The organism is Nocardioides sp. NPDC127514 (assembly GCF_040302125.1).
GTDB lineage: Bacteria > Actinomycetota > Actinomycetes > Propionibacteriales > Nocardioidaceae > Nocardioides.
The window spans coordinates 91,645-107,869 of the sequence record NZ_JBEORF010000023.1 but is presented as its reverse complement, the minus strand read 5'-3'; the positions used below and the strand labels follow the sequence as shown (position 1 = coordinate 107,869).

General features: G+C 69.3%; 13 protein-coding genes. 4 read left to right on the top strand and 9 right to left on the bottom strand.

Annotated features, from left to right (window positions below):
• Positions 1-11 precede the first annotated feature (11 nt).
• From ABTX24_RS19070 to ABTX24_RS19055, 4 genes are read right to left on the bottom strand one after another with little or no spacing between them, the layout of a single operon-like run.
• Positions 12-557 carry a maleylpyruvate isomerase family mycothiol-dependent enzyme gene (locus ABTX24_RS19070; RefSeq protein WP_350841742.1) on the bottom strand — a complete coding sequence of 182 codons (546 nt, stop codon included), beginning with the start codon at positions 555-557 and terminating at the stop codon, positions 12-14.
• A gap of 12 nt (positions 558-569) precedes the next feature.
• The gene (locus ABTX24_RS19065; protein WP_350841740.1) at positions 570-1,121 is read right to left on the bottom strand and encodes a TIGR03086 family metal-binding protein; all 552 of its coding nucleotides are present in this window, start codon (positions 1,119-1,121) and stop codon (positions 570-572) included.
• Positions 1,122-1,181: 60 nt separating this feature from the next.
• Positions 1,182-1,850: a mycothiol-dependent nitroreductase Rv2466c family protein gene (locus ABTX24_RS19060; RefSeq protein ID WP_350841738.1), complete on the bottom strand. Its 669-nt coding sequence runs from the start codon at positions 1,848-1,850 to the stop codon at positions 1,182-1,184.
• A gap of 40 nt (positions 1,851-1,890) precedes the next feature.
• Positions 1,891-3,549, bottom strand: a complete 1,659-nt coding sequence (locus ABTX24_RS19055) for a CHAP domain-containing protein (protein ID WP_350841736.1) — start codon at positions 3,547-3,549, stop codon at positions 1,891-1,893.
• A gap of 201 nt (positions 3,550-3,750) precedes the next feature.
• On the opposite strand from ABTX24_RS19055, the gene pepN reads away from it, so the two are divergent.
• Positions 3,751-6,294, top strand: coding sequence for an aminopeptidase N (gene pepN, locus ABTX24_RS19050; protein WP_350841734.1), 2,544 nt, complete (start codon positions 3,751-3,753; stop codon positions 6,292-6,294).
• Positions 6,295-6,492: 198 nt separating this feature from the next.
• Positions 6,493-8,721 carry an RNA polymerase recycling motor ATPase HelR gene (gene helR, locus ABTX24_RS19045; protein WP_350841732.1) on the top strand — a complete coding sequence of 743 codons (2,229 nt, stop codon included), beginning with the start codon at positions 6,493-6,495 and terminating at the stop codon, positions 8,719-8,721.
• A 9-nt stretch (positions 8,722-8,730) separates the two neighbouring features.
• On the opposite strand, the gene ABTX24_RS19040 is transcribed toward helR, so the two are convergent.
• The gene (locus tag ABTX24_RS19040; RefSeq protein WP_160025139.1) at positions 8,731-9,021 is read right to left on the bottom strand and encodes a hypothetical protein; all 291 of its coding nucleotides are present in this window, start codon (positions 9,019-9,021) and stop codon (positions 8,731-8,733) included.
• A gap of 120 nt (positions 9,022-9,141) precedes the next feature.
• Between ABTX24_RS19040 and ABTX24_RS19035 the strand changes: the two genes are divergently transcribed.
• Positions 9,142-10,083: a mechanosensitive ion channel family protein gene (locus ABTX24_RS19035; protein WP_350841730.1), complete on the top strand. Its 942-nt coding sequence runs from the start codon at positions 9,142-9,144 to the stop codon at positions 10,081-10,083.
• A gap of 60 nt (positions 10,084-10,143) precedes the next feature.
• Here ABTX24_RS19035 and ABTX24_RS19030 read toward each other — a convergent pair whose 3' ends face one another.
• Positions 10,144-10,569 carry an OsmC family peroxiredoxin gene (locus tag ABTX24_RS19030; RefSeq protein ID WP_160025141.1) on the bottom strand — a complete coding sequence of 142 codons (426 nt, stop codon included), beginning with the start codon at positions 10,567-10,569 and terminating at the stop codon, positions 10,144-10,146.
• 86 nt (positions 10,570-10,655) lie between these two features.
• On the opposite strand from ABTX24_RS19030, the gene ABTX24_RS19025 reads away from it, so the two are divergent.
• Positions 10,656-11,027: a globin gene (locus ABTX24_RS19025; RefSeq protein WP_160025142.1), complete on the top strand. Its 372-nt coding sequence runs from the start codon at positions 10,656-10,658 to the stop codon at positions 11,025-11,027.
• Here ABTX24_RS19025 and ABTX24_RS19020 read toward each other — a convergent pair.
• From ABTX24_RS19020 to ABTX24_RS19010, 3 genes are all read right to left on the bottom strand, one after another.
• Complete coding sequence (locus ABTX24_RS19020) at positions 11,024-12,922, bottom strand: APC family permease (protein ID WP_502890795.1); 1,899 nt, start codon at positions 12,920-12,922, stop codon at positions 11,024-11,026. The two genes, ABTX24_RS19025 and ABTX24_RS19020, sit on opposite strands and share 4 nt — an antisense overlap.
• Positions 12,923-12,992: 70 nt before the next feature.
• On the bottom strand, positions 12,993-13,682 hold the full coding sequence (locus ABTX24_RS19015) for a response regulator (protein ID WP_350841728.1): 690 nt from the start codon (positions 13,680-13,682) through the stop codon (positions 12,993-12,995).
• Positions 13,679-16,225, bottom strand: a complete 2,547-nt coding sequence (locus ABTX24_RS19010) for a DUF4118 domain-containing protein (protein ID WP_350841727.1) — start codon at positions 16,223-16,225, stop codon at positions 13,679-13,681. Before ABTX24_RS19010 ends, ABTX24_RS19015 begins: the two co-directional genes overlap by 4 nt.

Here is a 16,225-nt window from a genome sequence, read left to right as displayed (position 1 = left end):
ACAGTTTGGGGTCAGGCTACGAACGGCACCGGACGCCCCGCGTACGCAGCCAGGTGCTCATAGGCCCCCGACCCCTCCGGCGCCGAGAGCGCGTTGGCGAAGGCCCGCCCCTTGCGCTCCGGCCCGAGGATGCGGTCCATCGCGACGACCGCGCGCTGGGCGACGGCCTCGTCGAGGCCGTCGGTCGGGCGGCCGAGCGCCGCACACAGGTCCCAGGTGTGGACCGCGATCTCGGCCGACTGCCAGTCGGGGTCGATCATGACCATGTCGTCGGGGCCGACCTCGCGCCACAGGTTGATCAGCGCGTTGCCCCTGGTGCGGAGCTCCTCGCCCAGGTTGGCCGCGTAGTCCTCACGCCCGTCCCATCCGGGCGGCGAGCCCTGGAGCATCGTCACGAAGACGCGCGGCTGGGCGATCATGTGGTTGGCCAGCTTGCGCAGATCCCACTCCGGACACGGCGTCGGCCGGGTCAGATCATCCGCCGTGACGGTGTCGAGAAGCTCTGCTGCCTGCGTCAGTGCCCGCTGCAGCGCGAACACTCCCATCTGATCAACCACACGCCCATGGTGTCAGGCGAGCCTGCGTCCCGCGAAAGCAGCCAGCCGCTCGTACGCCCCGGCACCCTCGGGCGCCGCCACCTCGGCCTCGAACGCGCCCGTGCGCATCTCCGGTTTCAGGGTCGCCTTCATGAAGGCCAGCCCGACCTCGGCCAGCTCCGGGTCGAGCTCGGAGGTCGGGACGTCGAGTGCCTGCGCGAGGTCCCAGGAGTGGGTGGCGTACTCGGCGACGAGCAGACCGACCGGCACCGACGCGCCGCCCTCCCAGCCGTCCGTCCCGGGACCCTGGTCCCACGCGTGCAACACGTCGTCGGCGCCGACCTTGAACGCCGGTCCCCAGCTCTCGGCGATGTGCGGCGCGGGCGCACCCCAGTCGGGCTCACCGCCACGAAGCATCGTGACGAAGTTGGCGCCGTCCGCGATCACGTGGTCGGCCAGCGTGCCGACATCCCACTGGCGGCACGGCGTCGGCCGCGAGACGGTGTCGGCGTGCACCCGGTCGAGCAGATCGCCGGTCTGGTCCAGCGCCCGCGAGAGGAGTCCTGCGTCGTCTGTAGTAGTCACCCTGCCAACGTACGACTGGTAGACCTCGGCGTCACCGAAAAATTCCTCGCGGTCAGCACCTCAGCTGAAGTCGAGGTCGTGGACCCGGGCGCGCTTGAGCTCGTAGACGTAGGGGTAGGCGGTGATCAGCTGGAAGCCGTCCCAGAGCTTGCCGGCCTCCTCGCCCTTGGGCGCCTTGGAGATGACCGGGCCGAAGAACGCGGAGCCGTTCATCGCGATCGTCGGGGTGCCGACGTCGTTGCCGACCTGGTCCATACCCTCGTGGTGGGACTTGGCGATGTCCTCGTCGAACGAGGAGTCGTCCATCGCGTCGGCCAGCTCGACGGGCAGACCGACCGAGGCCAGCGCCTCCTCGATCAGCGCCCGGTCGAAGTCACGGCCCTCGACGTGGCGGCGGGTGCCGAGCGCGGTGTAGATCTCGGCGAGCTTCTCCTGGCCGTACTCGTTCTGGACCGCCATGCAGACCCGCACCGGGCCCCAGGCGGTCTTGAGGAAGTCCCGGTACTCCTGCGGGATGTCCTTGTCCTGATTGAGGTACGCCAGGCTCATGATGTGCCAGGTCACCTCGACGTCGCGCACCTTCTCGACCTCGAGGATCCAGCGCGAGGTGATCCAGGCGAACGGACAGGCGGGGTCGAACCAGAAGTCGGCAGAGGTCTTCTCGGGGGTCTTCTCGGAAGTCTTCTCGGAAGTCTTCTCGGACGGCGCGGCGGGGGTGGTCTGAGTCATATCGACACGAACCACTCCCGCCGCGGATCTGTTCCAGCCCTCACCTGACGGTGGTGAAGTCACCCCCGCTGGCCCAGTAGGCGACCTCGTCGCCGCTGTAGGCGGCGGTGACGGCGTACTCGCCGGCGGGGAGCTTGACGAAGGTGACACCGGCCGCGCCATCGCTGAGCGTCTTGGTGACCGTACGTCCGCCGTTGGTCGTGATCTTGACCGTCCCGGTGGGGAGGTAGCCCGGCGCGGTGACCTGGACGGCCACCTTCGCCTGCCGGGAGCCGCCGGTCGCGGTGACCTTGACGCTCGGCTTGACGCGGACCCGGCCGCTGGGGCCGTACGTCTTGCTCAGCGTCTGGCCGCTGCTGGAGCGGGCGACCACGGTGACACTGAGGCGGTGGCCGACGTCGGCCTCGGTGGGACGGTACTTCTCGGTCGTGGCTCCGGAGATCGGCGTGCCTTCACGTGTCCACTGGTAGGAGAGGTCGACGGCCTCGCTGAAGCCGCCCGGGTCGACCTGCATCAGGCCGCCGAGACGGGTGCCGCCCTTCACGAAGCCGGCCTCGGTCCGGGCGAGCGTGCCTCCAGGCGTCGGCTCCACCGGCTGCTGCGGTGCCTTGCCGCCACCGACGAGCGTGCTGGCGAAGGCGTACGACTGCTTCGGGCGGTAGCCCTCCTGGACACCGACGACGACCGCGCCGATCCTCTTCCCGGAGGCCGTTGCGGGCACCTTCAGGAAGCGGGACTTGGTGCGTGCGATCAGGGTCTTGTCGGCGTACCACCTGACCTCGCCGATCTTGGCCGACGGCTCGTAGTCCGCTCCGCCGACGGAGATCGTCGAGCCGACCTTCTGGGTGCCGTTGATCTTCGGCTGCGCCAGGACCTTGAACGTGCCCTGCTTGATCGGCGGCAGGATCTCGCTCATCGTCTTGGCCTCGCTGTAGTCCCGGCGGGTGCCGGTGAGCACTGCCGCGATCTGCTTGCCGGCGAGGTGGCCGGGGATACGGAAGGTCTTGTTGGTCGCTCCCGGGATCGGCTTCTTGTTCACGATCCACTGGTAGCGGATCTTGTTCGGGTTCGGGCTCCACGAGCCGGTGTTGACGGTGACCGCCTTGCCGACCTGTGCCGTGCCCTCGACCGTGGGCCGCTTGGTGACCGAGAGGCGCTGGTCGTTGAAGTGGATGAACCCGGTCGGGTAGTTCACCGAGTCCTTGCCGATCCGGCGCCAGCTGATGTCGCTGCCGTAGTTCGACTCCGAGATCGTGATCGTGTCCGCGCCGACCTTCTCGACGATCGCGACGTGCCCGAAGCGGCTCGCGCTCGGGTGCGAGGAGTGCCACCAGGCGACCGAGCCGACGGTCGGCGTGCGGTTCGTCAGCCTGCTCAGCGCGACGCCCCAGTTGGTGGCGTTGCCCTCGCCCGACCAGGGACGAGCGTTCGGCAGGCCCGTCTGGATCAGCTTGTACGCGACGTAGTTGGTGCAGTTCCGACCGGCGTACATCCGCCAGTACATGCTCCCCCACGCACTCTCGTACCCGCCGGTGGAGTAGCCCTTGCTGCGGCAGTCCGAGAAGCCGGAGCAGAGCGTGATCGAGCCCGCGTGCGCCGGTGATGCCAACTTGGGGATGACTTGCACACCGAGGCCGACGAGCAGCAGAACCGCGCCGGTGACCAAGGCCCGGCGCAGCGCCCCGCCAGGCTTCCCCACCTGGCGCGACTCCTGTGAATACTGGTGTTTCTGTGACTTGAGGGGCACATGAGCACCCTAGAGAAAGTTGTCAACCATTGATACCGGTGTGTCGGAATTACAACACTGTATTTTTACTTTTCACGCTCAGCGACTCCCAAGAACGGGCAACAACGGCGATATAAATGTCTCGAATTCCGGGCGCAGTGAGAGGATCCAGCCATGCCTGGAACCAATCTGACGCGCGCCGAAGCCACCGCTAGGGCCGCACTCCTCGACGTCCTCTCGTACGACATCGAACTCGACCTCACCACGGGTGCTGAGACCTTCGGTTCGACGACGACGATCACCTTCACCTCCACCGAGGCCGGAGCCTCGACGTTCGCCGATCTAGTCGGCGCGACGGTTCACGAGATCACGCTCAACGGCGTGGCGCTCGACCCCGCGGTGGCGTACCAGGACTCCCGGATTCTCCTCGACGGCCTGGCGGCCGAGAACGTGCTCGTGGTCAAGGCCGACTGCACCTACTCCCACACCGGCGAGGGCCTGCACCGCTTCGTCGACCCCGCCGACGACCGCGTCTACCTCTACTCCCAGTTCGAGGTGCCCGACGCCCGCCGCGTCTACACCACCTTCGAGCAGCCCGACCTCAAGTCCGTCTTCACCTTCCACGTGACCGCTCCCGAGGGCTGGAAGGTCGTCTCCAACGCCGTCACCCCCGAGCCGAAGCCGCTCGGCGACGGCCGCGCGACCTGGGACTTCGAGCCCACCAAGAAGATGTCGACCTACATCACCGCGCTGATCGCCGGTGAGTACCACGAGGTCCAGGATGTCTACGAGGGCAAGTTCGGCACCATCCCGCTGGGTCACTACTGCCGCCAGTCGCTGGTCCCCCACCTCGACCGCGACGAGGTCGTGAAGATCACCAAGCAGGGCTTCGAGTTCTTCGAGGACGCCTTCGACTTCCCCTACCCCTTCGGGAAGTACGACCAGCTCTACGTGCCCGAGTACAACATGGGTGCGATGGAGAACGCCGGCGCCGTGACGCTGCGCGACGAGTACCTGCCGCGCTCCAAGCAGCCGCGCTCCTTCTACGACTTCCGCGCCTCGGTGATCCTGCACGAGATGGCGCACATGTGGTTCGGCGACCTGGTCACCATGAAGTGGTGGGACGACCTCTGGCTCAACGAGTCCTTCGCCGAGTGGGCCTGCTACCACGCCCAGGCCAACGCGACCGAGTTCACCGACGCCTGGACCGGCTTCACCAACGCCCGCAAGCAGACCGGCTACCGCCAGGACCAGCTGCCCACGACGCACCCAATCGCCGCGGACAACTACGACCTGCAGGCCGTCGAGGTCAACTTCGACATGATCACCTACGCCAAGGGCGCTTCCGTCCTGAAGCAGCTCGTGGCGTGGGTCGGCCTGGAGCCGTTCCTGGAGGGCCTCAAGGCCTACTTCAAGGAGTTCGCCTACGGGAACTCCGAGTTCAAGGACCTGCTGCGCCACCTCGAGGCCGCCTCCGGGCGTGAGCTCCAGGGCTGGGCCCAGGAGTGGCTGCAGACCGCCGGCGTCAACACCCTCGCTCCCGAGTTCACGCTCGCCGACGACGGCTCCTACGCCGCCTTCGCCGTGCGCCAGTCGGCCGCCGCCGACTACCCGACGCTCCGCCGTCACCGCATCGGCCTCGGCCTCTACGACCTCGTCGATGGCGCGCTCGTGCGTCGGGACGCGTTCGAGATCGACGTCACCGGAGAGCTGACCGAGGTTCCGCAGCTGGCCGGGGTCAAGCAGCCCGACCTGCTGCTGCTGAACGAGGGCGACCTGACGTACGCCAAGATCCGGCTCGACGAGCGGTCGCTGGCCACCGCGCTGTCGTCGCTGTCCGCGCTGGGCGACTCGCTCTCGCGCGCGCTGATCTGGGGTGCGGCGTGGGACATGACCCGCGACGCCGAGATGCGGGCGAGCGACTTCGTCGAGCTCGTGCTCGCCAACATCGGCCAGGAGACCGACGCCTGGGGCGTCACCCGGATCCCGGTCTTCGCCGCCCAGGCGGTGGGCTCGTTCTCGGCTCCGGCCAACCGCGACGCCCTCAAGGCGCGCTGGGAGACCGGCCTGAGGGAGCTGCTGGAGGCCGCCGCGCCGAGCAGCGACCACCAGCTGACCTTCGCCCGGACGTACGCCGCCGCAGCCCGCTCCGAGGCCGCGATCGCCGACCTCAAGGGCCTGCTCTCCGGCGACCTGGCCTTCGACGGTCTCGACATCGACCAGGACCTGCGCTGGGCGCTCGTCACCGGCCTGGCCGCCTCGGGCACCTTCGGTGAGGCCGAGATCGCTGCCGAGCTCGAGCGCGACAACACGATCTCCGGCCAGGAGAAGGCTGCCGCCGCCCGCGCCGCGCAGCCGACGGCCGAGGCCAAGGAGGCTGCCTGGGAGTCGGTCGTCGTCCGCACCGACGTGGCCAACGAGACCGCCCGCTCGATCGTGCTCTCGTTCCAGCGTGGCGGGCAGGACGAGGTGCTGGCGCCCTTCGTCGACCGCTACTTCGAGGCCGCCGACACCCTCTGGGAGCACCTCGGCACCCACCGCGCCTCGACGGTGCTGGAGTTCATCTTCCCGAAGCCGGCCGCCTCCCCGGAGCTTCTGGAGAAGGCCGACAAGTGGCTCGAGACCTCCCCCGCCGAGCCGGCCGCGAAGCGGTACGTCCGCGAGGGACGTGACGAGGTCGCCCGCGCCCTCGCCGCTCAGGAGCGCGACGCTCAGTAGCACCACCCGCGAAGGGCCCCGGAAGCACCTGCTTCCGGGGCCCTTCCGTATCTGCTCGAAAACCACGAATGGAAGGGAGATCTCCCCTTCCACTAACAACTTTATAGCGCACATAGGGGCTTGCCGCAAGGCCCCCGGCTTGGGGCAGAATCTCCTCCTCGAACAGGTAAAAGGCCTGATCAGACAGGGGATTCAACGTTGCAAGCATTCGATCTCGCGGGCCGTCACGACGCCAAGGCGGACCCGGCATTGATCGCTGAGGACGAGCAGCACTTCGCTGCCATCGCGGAGAGTCTCGAGGAGCAGATCTCCGAGCTGAACGAACGGCTCGATGACGTACGCCGCCGCCCGGGTGGGCACGGGCAGGAGGCGATGGATCGCGACCTGGAGGTGCACCGGATCGGCGGGCAGCTGCGGATGCTGCGCAGGTTCAGCCTGGACCTGTGCCTGGGGCGGATCGTCACGGACGCCGGCAGCACCATCTACATCGGACGGCTCGGTCTGACGGCCAACGACGGGAAGAGGCTGCTGGTCGACTGGCGGTCGCCGGCCGCGGAGCCGTTCTTCGCGGCCACGCACGCCGACCCCCGCGGGCTGCTGAGCCGGCGCCGCTACCGCTGGACCAACGGACGCATCACCGACTACTGGGACGAGGTCTTCACCGCCGAAGGGCTCGAGGGGCACGCCGCCCTCGATGATCAGTCGGCCTTCATCGCCACGCTGGGCAGCAGCCGCTCGCCGCGGATGCGCGATGTGCTCGGCACCATCCAGGCCGACCAGGACGCCATCGTCCGAGCGTCCTCACGGGGCGCGCTGGTGGTCGACGGCGGTCCGGGGACGGGCAAGACCGTGGTGGCGCTGCACCGCACGGCGTACCTCCTCTACTCCGACCCGCGACTGGGCGAGGGCAAGGGTGGGGTGCTGTTCGTGGGGCCGCACGAGCCCTACCTCTCCTATGTCGCGGACGTGCTGCCGAGCCTGGGCGAGGAGGGCGTACGCACCACCACGCTGCGCCGGATGGTGCCCGAGGGTGCCTCGCTGGCACCGGAGACGGACAAGGAGGTCGCCCGGCTCAAGGCCGACGCCCGGATGGTCGCGGCGATCGAGCCCGCGGTGGCGCTCTACGAGAAGCCACCGTCGAAGCCCACGCTGGTCGAGACGCCCTACGGCGACGCGGTGATCAGCACCGGCGACTGGGCCGAGGCGATCGCCGCGGCCGAGCAGGGTACGCCGCACAACGACGCCCGCGACCAGGTCTGGGAGGCGCTGCTGAAGATCGTGACCGAGAGGATCCAGGAGAACACCGGAGCCGATCCCGACCGCGACTACGACGCCGATCTCGACGATTGGGGCGACGCGGACCAAGAGGAGGACGAGTTCGACGCGTACGGCCTCGTCGACGAGGACGCGACCGACGCCCTGCGCGCCTCGCTGGAGACCAACGCTGGCCTGCTCGACGTCTTCGGCGAGGTCTGGCCGCGGCTGCGGCCGGCCGACATCGTCGGGGACCTGTGGGAGGTGCCGGCGTTCCTGCGGATGTGCGCACCCTGGCTCACTCCGGAGGAGGTGAAGACGCTGCAGCGCGAGGACCCGAAGGCCTGGACCGAGGCGGACCTGCCGCTGCTCGACGCCGCCCACCGCCGGCTCGGCGACCCCGACGCCTCACGGCGCCGGAGCGCGCAGAAGGCAGCGGCGGCCGCCGACCGGAAGGCGAAGGCGGCGGTCGTCTCGGACCTGATCAGCCACGACGACTCCGACATGAAGGTGATGTCGATGCTGCGCGGACAGGACCTGCGCACCGCCCTTCTCGACGACTCCGTGCGGGAGCCGGAGGAGCTCGACCCGTACGCCGGGCCGTTCGCGCACATCGTCGTCGACGAGGCGCAGGAGCTGACCGACGCCGAATGGCAGATGCTGATCAGCCGCTGCCCCGCGCGCAGCTTCACGATCGTCGGCGACCGCGCCCAGGCGCGGCACGGGTTCACCGAGTCGTGGCAGGAGCGGCTCGAGCGCGTCGGCCTGGACCGGATCGAGATGGCCGGCCTGAGCATCAACTACCGCACGCCCGAGGAGGTGATGACCGAGGCCGAGCCGGTCATCCGTGCGGCACTCCCCGACGCCAACGTGCCCACGTCGATCCGTGCCTCCGGCATCCCGGTGCACCATGGCACGGTCGGCGAGCTCGATGTGATCCTGGACACCTGGCTCGCCGAGCACGAGGAGGGCATCGCCTGCGTCATCGCCGCTGATTCACAGGACCTGAACGAAGGCCGCGTACGCCGGTTGAGCCCGGAGCATGCCAAGGGGCTCGAGTTCGACCTGGTCGTCCTCATCGGCCCCGAGACGTACGGGACCGGGATCGAGGGTGCCGTGGACCGCTACGTCGCGATGACGCGGGCGACCCAGCAGCTGGCCATTCTCAGCTGACCGAACCGGTCAGTGCGTCGCGGCGGGGAGGTTGTCGTCCTCGGCCTTGTGGGGCTTGGGCAGCAGCCCCTCGCCGCGGAACACGCCCGGCAGGAGCACCAGCAGGGAGATGACCACCATCAGGATCACCGGGATGAGCAGGATGAGCAGGAGCAGACCGGAGGCGGTCATCTCCTCGGCGACCGGCCAGCCGTTGGGAACCTCGGCGCTGGCGGGGCCGGCGGTAGCAACAGAGGCGACGACGGCGGCGGAGGCGGAGGCGCCGAGGAGGCCGGCGCGGCGCAGGATCTGGTTGCTCACGGGGCAGATACTAACCGGCGTACGTCGTGGTTCTCATCTCTGCCCCTCGTCGCCGCGGCGGGAGTCGATGCCCGGCCGGGGATTGGCCGTCGACCTTGAACGGCTTGGATACTGGAACCCATGTCCATCCCCCCGAACCCCCCACTGGTCTCGGTCTCCTGGTCGACGCTCGGCGAATGGGTGATCGGCATCCCCCTGCGCATCCTCGGCCTGATCGTGCTGGCGCTCGTGCTGCGCTGGATCCTTCACCGGGTGATCGACAAGATCGTCAGCCGCACCGTCGAGGCGCCCACGCTCGCCAGCAAGATCACCAAGGCGCACGATGCGGGCGACGCCACCTTCGCGTCCTCCCGCCGCAGCCAGCGCGGCCAGGCGATCGGCTCGCTGCTCAAGAGCGTCGTCACCGGCGTCCTGGTCGCGATCTTCGCCACCATGATCCTGGACGAGCTCGGCATCAACATCGCCCCGATCATCGCCTCGGCCGGAATCGTCGGTCTGGCGCTCGGTTTCGGCGCCCAGTCGCTGGTGCGGGACTACCTGTCCGGCATCTTCATGATCATCGAGGACCAGTACGGCGTCGGTGACAGCATCGAGGTCAACAACATCAGCGGCACCGTCGAGGCCGTGACGCTGCGGATCACCCGGTTGCGCTCGCTCGACGGCACGGTCTGGTACATCCCCAACGGCGAGATCCTCACCGTCGGCAACCACAGCCAGAACTGGGCCCGCGCCGTCATCGACGTCGGCGTCGGCTACAACGAGGACCTCAACAAGGTGCAGCGCGTGCTGCGCGAGGTCTCCCACGACCTGTGGGTCGACGAGGACTTCAAGGGCCAGATCATCGAGGAGCCCGAGGTCACCGGCGTCGAGGCGCTGGCCGCCGACTCCATCACCCTCCGGGTGCTGATCAAGACCCTGCCGCTCAAGCAGTGGGCGATCGCGCGCGAGATGCGCCAGCGGATCAAGGCCCGCCTCGACTACGAGGGTATCGAGATGCCCTTCCCGCAGCGGGTCATCTGGCACCGCGAGGAGAAGGCCGCCGCCGAGGAGCAGACGGCCTGACGTACGCCGCCAGTGATGCCCCGGCTCGAGCCGGGGCATCACCACATTTCAGGCGAGATCTCAGGCGAGGGCGGCGTCGAGGGTGATGGTGGTACCGGTGAGGGCCTGGCTGACCGGGCAGCCGGCCTTGGCCTCCTCGGCGAGGCGGACGAAGGCGTCGTTGTCGAGGCCCTCGACCACGCCACGCGTGGTCAGCTTGATGCCGGTGATGCCCTTGCCGGGGGTGAACTCGACCTCGGCGCTGGTCTGCAGGCTGGTCGGCGGGGTGCCGTTCTGGGCCAGACCGTTGGAGAAGGCCATCGAGAAGCAGGAGGAGTGGGCCGCGGCGATGAGCTCCTCGGGGCTGGTCTTGCCGCCGGGCGCCTCCGTGCGGGCCGGCCACGAGACGTCGTAGGTCCCCAGGCCCGAGGAGTCCAGCGTCACCTTGCCGGCGCCCTCGAAGAGCGAGCCCTCCCAGACGGTGGTGGCGGTGCGGGTGGTGGCCATCGTTATCTCCCAAAGTTCGTGTGAATGCGTACGCCCCCGATCCTGCCACGGCAGGCGAGCGCGGACCCGCGTGGAAGAATGGCTCAGTGACGTTTTATGAGGAGATCGGCGGGATGGACACCATCCGCACGATCGTGGCCAAGTTCTACGAGGGCGTGGCGACCGACGAGCTGATGCGGCCGATGTATCCCGAGGAGGATCTCGGTCCGGCGCAGGAGCGGCTGACGCTCTTCCTGGCTCAGTACTGGGGCGGCCCGACGACCTACTCCGAGCAGCGTGGCCACCCGCGGCTGCGAATGCGTCACGCCCCGTTCGAGGTCACCTCGGAGGCCCGCGACCGCTGGCTCCAGCACTTCCGCGAGGGCCTCGACGCCGCCGGGCTGACTCCGGAGCAGGACGCGCAGTTCTGGGCGTACGCCGAGCACGCGGCCAACTTCATGATCAACACTCCCAGCTAGCCGACGTGCACATGCGGCCGGCGTGACCTGTCCGGCTCGGCACGGCGCAGAATCTCGCGCGTGGTCGGGGCGACCTCGCCGACCCCGATGAACAGGAACCGCAGCAGGTTGACCGCTGGGTTGCCCTCGGTCCACTCGAAGTAGATATGCGGCACCACGCCGGTGACGTCGCGGACATGGAGCAGGACGGCGGCCAGTGCGTTGGGCACCGCCGGTGCCTCCAGACGCAGCACCCGCCGGCGTCCGGTCACCTCGCCGCGTACCTTCAGGGTGCCTTCGAAGTCGGACGGGTCGGTGACGAGGACCTCGACGAAGATGATGTCGCCGTCGTCGGCCAGATCGTTGTCGAGGACCATCTGGCGCAGCTTGTCCTCGTACTCCTCGGGCCCCTCGGTGCCCTCGTGCTCGTTGGCGATCAGCCGGATCTGGCGGCGGGCGCACTCGCGCAGGAATGTCTCGGCCCTCTTGTCCAGCTCGACGCCGGTCACCCGCAGCTCGAAGGAGCGCATGATCCGGGAGACCAGCGAGACCCCGATGATCGCCGCGATGAAGCAGGCGGCGATCTTGACGCCGTCGGGACGCTCGATCACGTTCGAGACCGTGGTGTAGGCGAACACGGCCGCGATCAGGCCGAACAGCACCGTCCGGACCCGCTGGCCGGCCTTGTGCGCGGCCAGGGTCACCGCGACCGCCGCGGAGAGCATCAGGACCAGCACACCCGTCGCGTACGCCCCGCCCTGGGCGTCCACGTCGGCGTCGAAGATCCAGGTGATCAGGAACGCCGCGGCGGAGATGGTCACCACCAGTGGCCGGGTCGCCGCCGCCCACTCCGGTGACATCCCGTAGCGCGGCAGGTAGCGCGGGATCAGGTTGAGCAGGCCGGCCATCGCGGAGGCGCCGGCGAACCACAGGATGAGGATTGTGGAGACGTCGTAGACGGTGCCGAACGCGCTGCCGAGGTAGTCGTGGGCGAGGTACGCCAGCGCCCGGCCGTTGGCCGCGCCGCCCTCCTCGAACGCCTCGGCCGGGATCAGCAGGGTGGTCACCCAGGAGGAGGCGATCAGGAACACGCTCATCGTCAGGGCGGCCGCGGTGAGCAGCTTCTTCGTGCCCCGGATCCGGCCGGCAGGGTTCTCCTCCGTGTCGCCCTTGCCACCCCTGACCTGCGGCATCACCGCGACGCCGGTCTCGAAGCCGCTCATCCCCAGAGCGAGCTTGGGAAAGACCAGCAGCGAGACGGCAATCATCGTCGTGATGTTGCCGTGCTCGACGAAGAGGGCGTCGTTCCAGCGGGTGAAGACGCTGGGGTCGCTGAACACGTGCACCAGACCGACGGCGATGACGACGGCGTTGAGGGTGAGGAAGGTGATCACCAGGCCGACCGCGATCCCGATCGCCTCCTTGAACCCCTTCAGGAAGACCGCGGCCAGGGCGGCCAGCAGCACCAGGGTGATCACCATGTTGTGCCCGTGCCAGGTGGACGGGAAGAGCGGGTTCTCCACCACGTGCGCGGCGCCGTCGGCGGCGGAGAGGGTCATCGTGATGATGAAGTCGGTGGCCGCGAAGCCGAGCAGGGCGAGCACGAACGCCTTGCCGCCCCATCGGGACAGCAGCCGCTCCAGCATCGCGATCGAGCCCTGGCCGTGCGGGCTCTCGGCCGCGACGCGGCGGTAGACCGGAAGAGCACCGAGCAGGGTCAGCCCGACCAGCACCAGCGTCGCGATCGGCGAGAGCAGCCCGGCGGCGAGCGCCGCGATGCCCGGCTGGTAGCCCAGCGTCGAGAAGTAGTCGACACCGGTCAGGCACATCACCTGCCACCACGAATGCTTCTTCTCGGGGGTCTCCGTGGGCTCCGGGACGGCCGCCCGGCCGCTCTCTGCGATCGCTGCGGTCACGAGGACAACGCTTCCGTTTCAGGCGTCGCGACGCCACATCCCGGCTACGCGGGGAACCGTAAGGATTTCGTCAAGATCCGTCCGGGTCGAGGGTGTAGCCGACCCCGGAGGTGGTGACGAGGTATCTCGGGTGGGAGGGATCGTCCTCGAGCTTGCGGCGCAGCTGGGCGGCGTAGACGCGCAGATAGTGAGTCTCTTTGGCATAGGCGGGACCCCAGACCTCCTTGAGGATCTGCTCGCGCGGGACCAGCCGGCCGACGTTGCGGGCGAGCAGCTCCAGGAAGGACCACTCGGTCGGGGTGAGGCGTACGTCATCGCCTGCCTTGTGCACCCGCTTACGGGCGAAGTCGATCTCCAGGTCACCGATGGCGAGGGTGGTCGCGGCCGGGGGCACGGACTCCTGCGAGCGGCGTACGGCGGCCCGCAGCCGGGCCATCAGCTCGTTCATGGCGAACGGCTTGGTGACGTAGTCGTCGGCGCCCAGGTCGAGCGCCTCGATCTTGTCGTCGCCGTGCTGGCGGGCGGAGAGCACGACCACCGGCACCTGGGTCCAGCCCCGCAGCCCCTCGATCACCTCGGTGCCGTCCAGATCCGGGAGCCCGAGGTCGAGAAGGACGACGTCGGGGTGGGTGGCCGCGGCGGCGGCCAACGCCGAGCGGCCGTCCGTCGCCGTCTCGACCTCCCAGCCGGCGGCGCGCAGGTTGATGGCGAGCGCCCGCAGCAGCGCGGGCTCGTCATCGACGACCAGTACGCGGCTCATCGCCCGCTCCTCGCGCGCGGCACGGCGACGACCATGGTCAGGCCGCCGCCGGGGGTGTCCTCGGCCGAGAGCCGGATGCCCAGCGCCTCGCTCAGGCCCTTGGCCACGGCCAGACCGAGCCCGAGCCCACCGGCCGAGGTGTCGTCGAGACGCTGGAAGGGCTCGAACATCCGGTCCCGCTGCTCCTCGGGCACCCCTGGTCCACGGTCGACGATCATCACCTCCACAGTCTCCGGTGTCTCGTGTGCGAGGACGCGCACCGGCTCGCCGGCGTTGGGTCCCTGTCGGCTGACCCGGACCGCATTGCTGACCAGGTTGGCGACGATGCGCTCGAGCAGGCCCGAGTCGGTGCGTACGAGCGGAGTGTCCTCGCCGACGTCGAAGGCGATCGATCCGGGCGGCAGGCCGGCCACCGCCAGCGGCAGCGACTCCTCCAGACTGACATCCCGCATCGCGGGGTGCACCAGACCGGCCTCGACCCGAGAGAGGTCGAGCAGGTTGTCGATGAGCGCCTCGAGCTGGTCGGCGGAGGTCGCGGCCGACTCGACGAGCTCCTTGCGGTCCTCCTCCGGCACCCTGCCCACGAGCAGGCCGTCCAGGGCGGCTCGCATCGTCGCCAGCGGCGTACGCAGGTCGTGGGACACCGCTCGAAGCAGGGCCGTCGAGGTCTGCTCCGCCCGCTCCAGGGCGAGGGCACGGTCGGCCTGGTCGCGCAGTCGGCGATGCTCCAACACCAGCGACGTCTGCACCGCGAAGGCCTCCAGGACCCGCCGATCGCGCGCCTGCAGAGGGGTGCCGCGCAGGACGATCACGTGGGTGTCGTCGACGGCCACCTGGGCGTCGCCCTGGCCCGGGTCTGCCGGGTAGCCGACCCCGGCACCCGCCAGCCGCACCCAGCCCTGCGGTGTCTCCTCCAGCAGAACCACCGCCTGTTGGGCGAAGGTCTCGCGCACCCGGCTCACGATCGCCTCGGCGGTGTCCTGGCCGGTGAGCACCGAGCGCGACAGTGCCCCCATCGTCGCCGCCTCTCCCCTGGCCTGGCGTGCTTCGGCCGCTCGCCGCGAGGCACGGTCGACGACGGTGGCGACGCCGACCGCGACCGCGACGAAGATCACCAGCATCACCAGGTTGCGTGGCTCGGCGATGGTGAAGCGGCGTACGGGCTGGGTGAACCACCAGTTCAGATGGAGGAACCCAGCGAGCGCGGCGGCCACCGCCGGCCAGCGCCCACCCACGAGTGCGACCAGGACGGTGGCGGCGAGCAGCAGCATGCTGGCCAGCGGGAGCTGGTTGGAGATGTCGCCCTCGATGCCGTCGTTGTGGAGCAGCCAGACCAGCGCCGAGGGCACCAGGAGCGCGCACAGCCAACCCAGAGCCTGACGGGTGCGGCTGAGCGGTGAGCCGAGGCCGCCGCGGACCCGCGAGCCGCGGGCGATCTCCTCGTGGGTGACGAGGTGTACGTCGATCGACCCGGCCGCGGCCGCGATCCGGTCTCCGGTGGTGCCGGTGAAGAGCCGACGCAACCGCCCGTGCCGGGAGACGCCGACGATGATCATGGTGGCGTTGGCACCGGTCGCGAAGTCGACCACGGCGGTCGCCGCGTCCTCACCGATCACGCTGTGGAAGGTGCCGTCCAGGGACGCGGTCAGCGCCTGGACGCGCTCGATCGACCCGGCCTCCGGTCTGGCCAGCCCATCGGCGGTGACCACGTGGACGGCCAGCAGCTCAGACCCCTTCGCACGTTGGCACAGCCGGGCCGCTCGCCGCAGCAGCGTCTCCGACTCCGGGCCTCCGGTGACCGCGACCACGATCCGCTCCTTGGTCGGCCAGGGGTGCTCGATCCGGTGTTCGCGCCGGTAGTCGCCCAGCGCATCGTCGACCCGGTCCGCGAGCCACAGCAGAGCCAGCTCCCGCAGCGCGGTGAGGTTGCCGACCCGGAAGTAGGAGGTCAGCGAGGCATCGATGGTCTCGGGCTTGTAGACGTTGCCATGAGCCATCCGCCGCCGCAGCGCCTCCGGCGCCATGTCGACCAGATGGATCATGTCGGCGGTCCGCACGAGGTCGTCGGGCACCGTCTCCCGCTGGCGTACGCCGGTGATCCGCTCGACCTCGTCGTTGAGGGACTCCAGGTGCTGGATGTTGACCGTGGTGATCACGTCGATCCCCGCCGCCCGGATCTGCTCGACATCCTGAGCCCGTTTGGTGTGCCGGCTGCCCGGCACGTTGGTGTGGGCGAGCTCGTCGATGCAGACCACCTTCGGGTCGCGGGCGATCACCGCCTCCACGTCGAGCTCGGTGAACCTCGCCCCGCGATAGTCGATCTCCCGGCGCGGGATCACCTCGAGTCCCTCGATCTGACGAGCGGTGTTGCTGCGGTCGTGGGTCTCGACGAACCCGACGACCACATCGGTCCCCCGCGCCTGGCGCCGCTGCGCCTCGCCGAGCATGGCGTACGTCTTGCCGACGCCTGGCGCGGCTCCGAGATAGACGGTCAGACGGCCCCGCTTCCGCGGGGACCGTCCGTCCGTTGACGTGGTCTGCAC

Bases quoted from the DNA above. Each gene is read 5' to 3' on its own strand.
- ABTX24_RS19060 (WP_350841738.1), bottom strand. From the start codon at position 1,850: ATGACTCAGACCACCCCCGCCGCGCCGTCCGAGAAGACTTCCGAGAAG.
- pepN (WP_350841734.1), top strand. From the start codon at position 3,751: ATGCCTGGAACCAATCTGACGCGCGCCGAAGCCACCGCTAGGGCCGCA.
- ABTX24_RS19035 (WP_350841730.1), top strand. From the start codon at position 9,142: ATGTCCATCCCCCCGAACCCCCCACTGGTCTCGGTCTCCTGGTCGACG.
- ABTX24_RS19030 (WP_160025141.1), bottom strand. From the start codon at position 10,569: ATGGCCACCACCCGCACCGCCACCACCGTCTGGGAGGGCTCGCTCTTC.
- ABTX24_RS19015 (WP_350841728.1), bottom strand. From the start codon at position 13,682: ATGAGCCGCGTACTGGTCGTCGATGACGAGCCCGCGCTGCTGCGGGCG.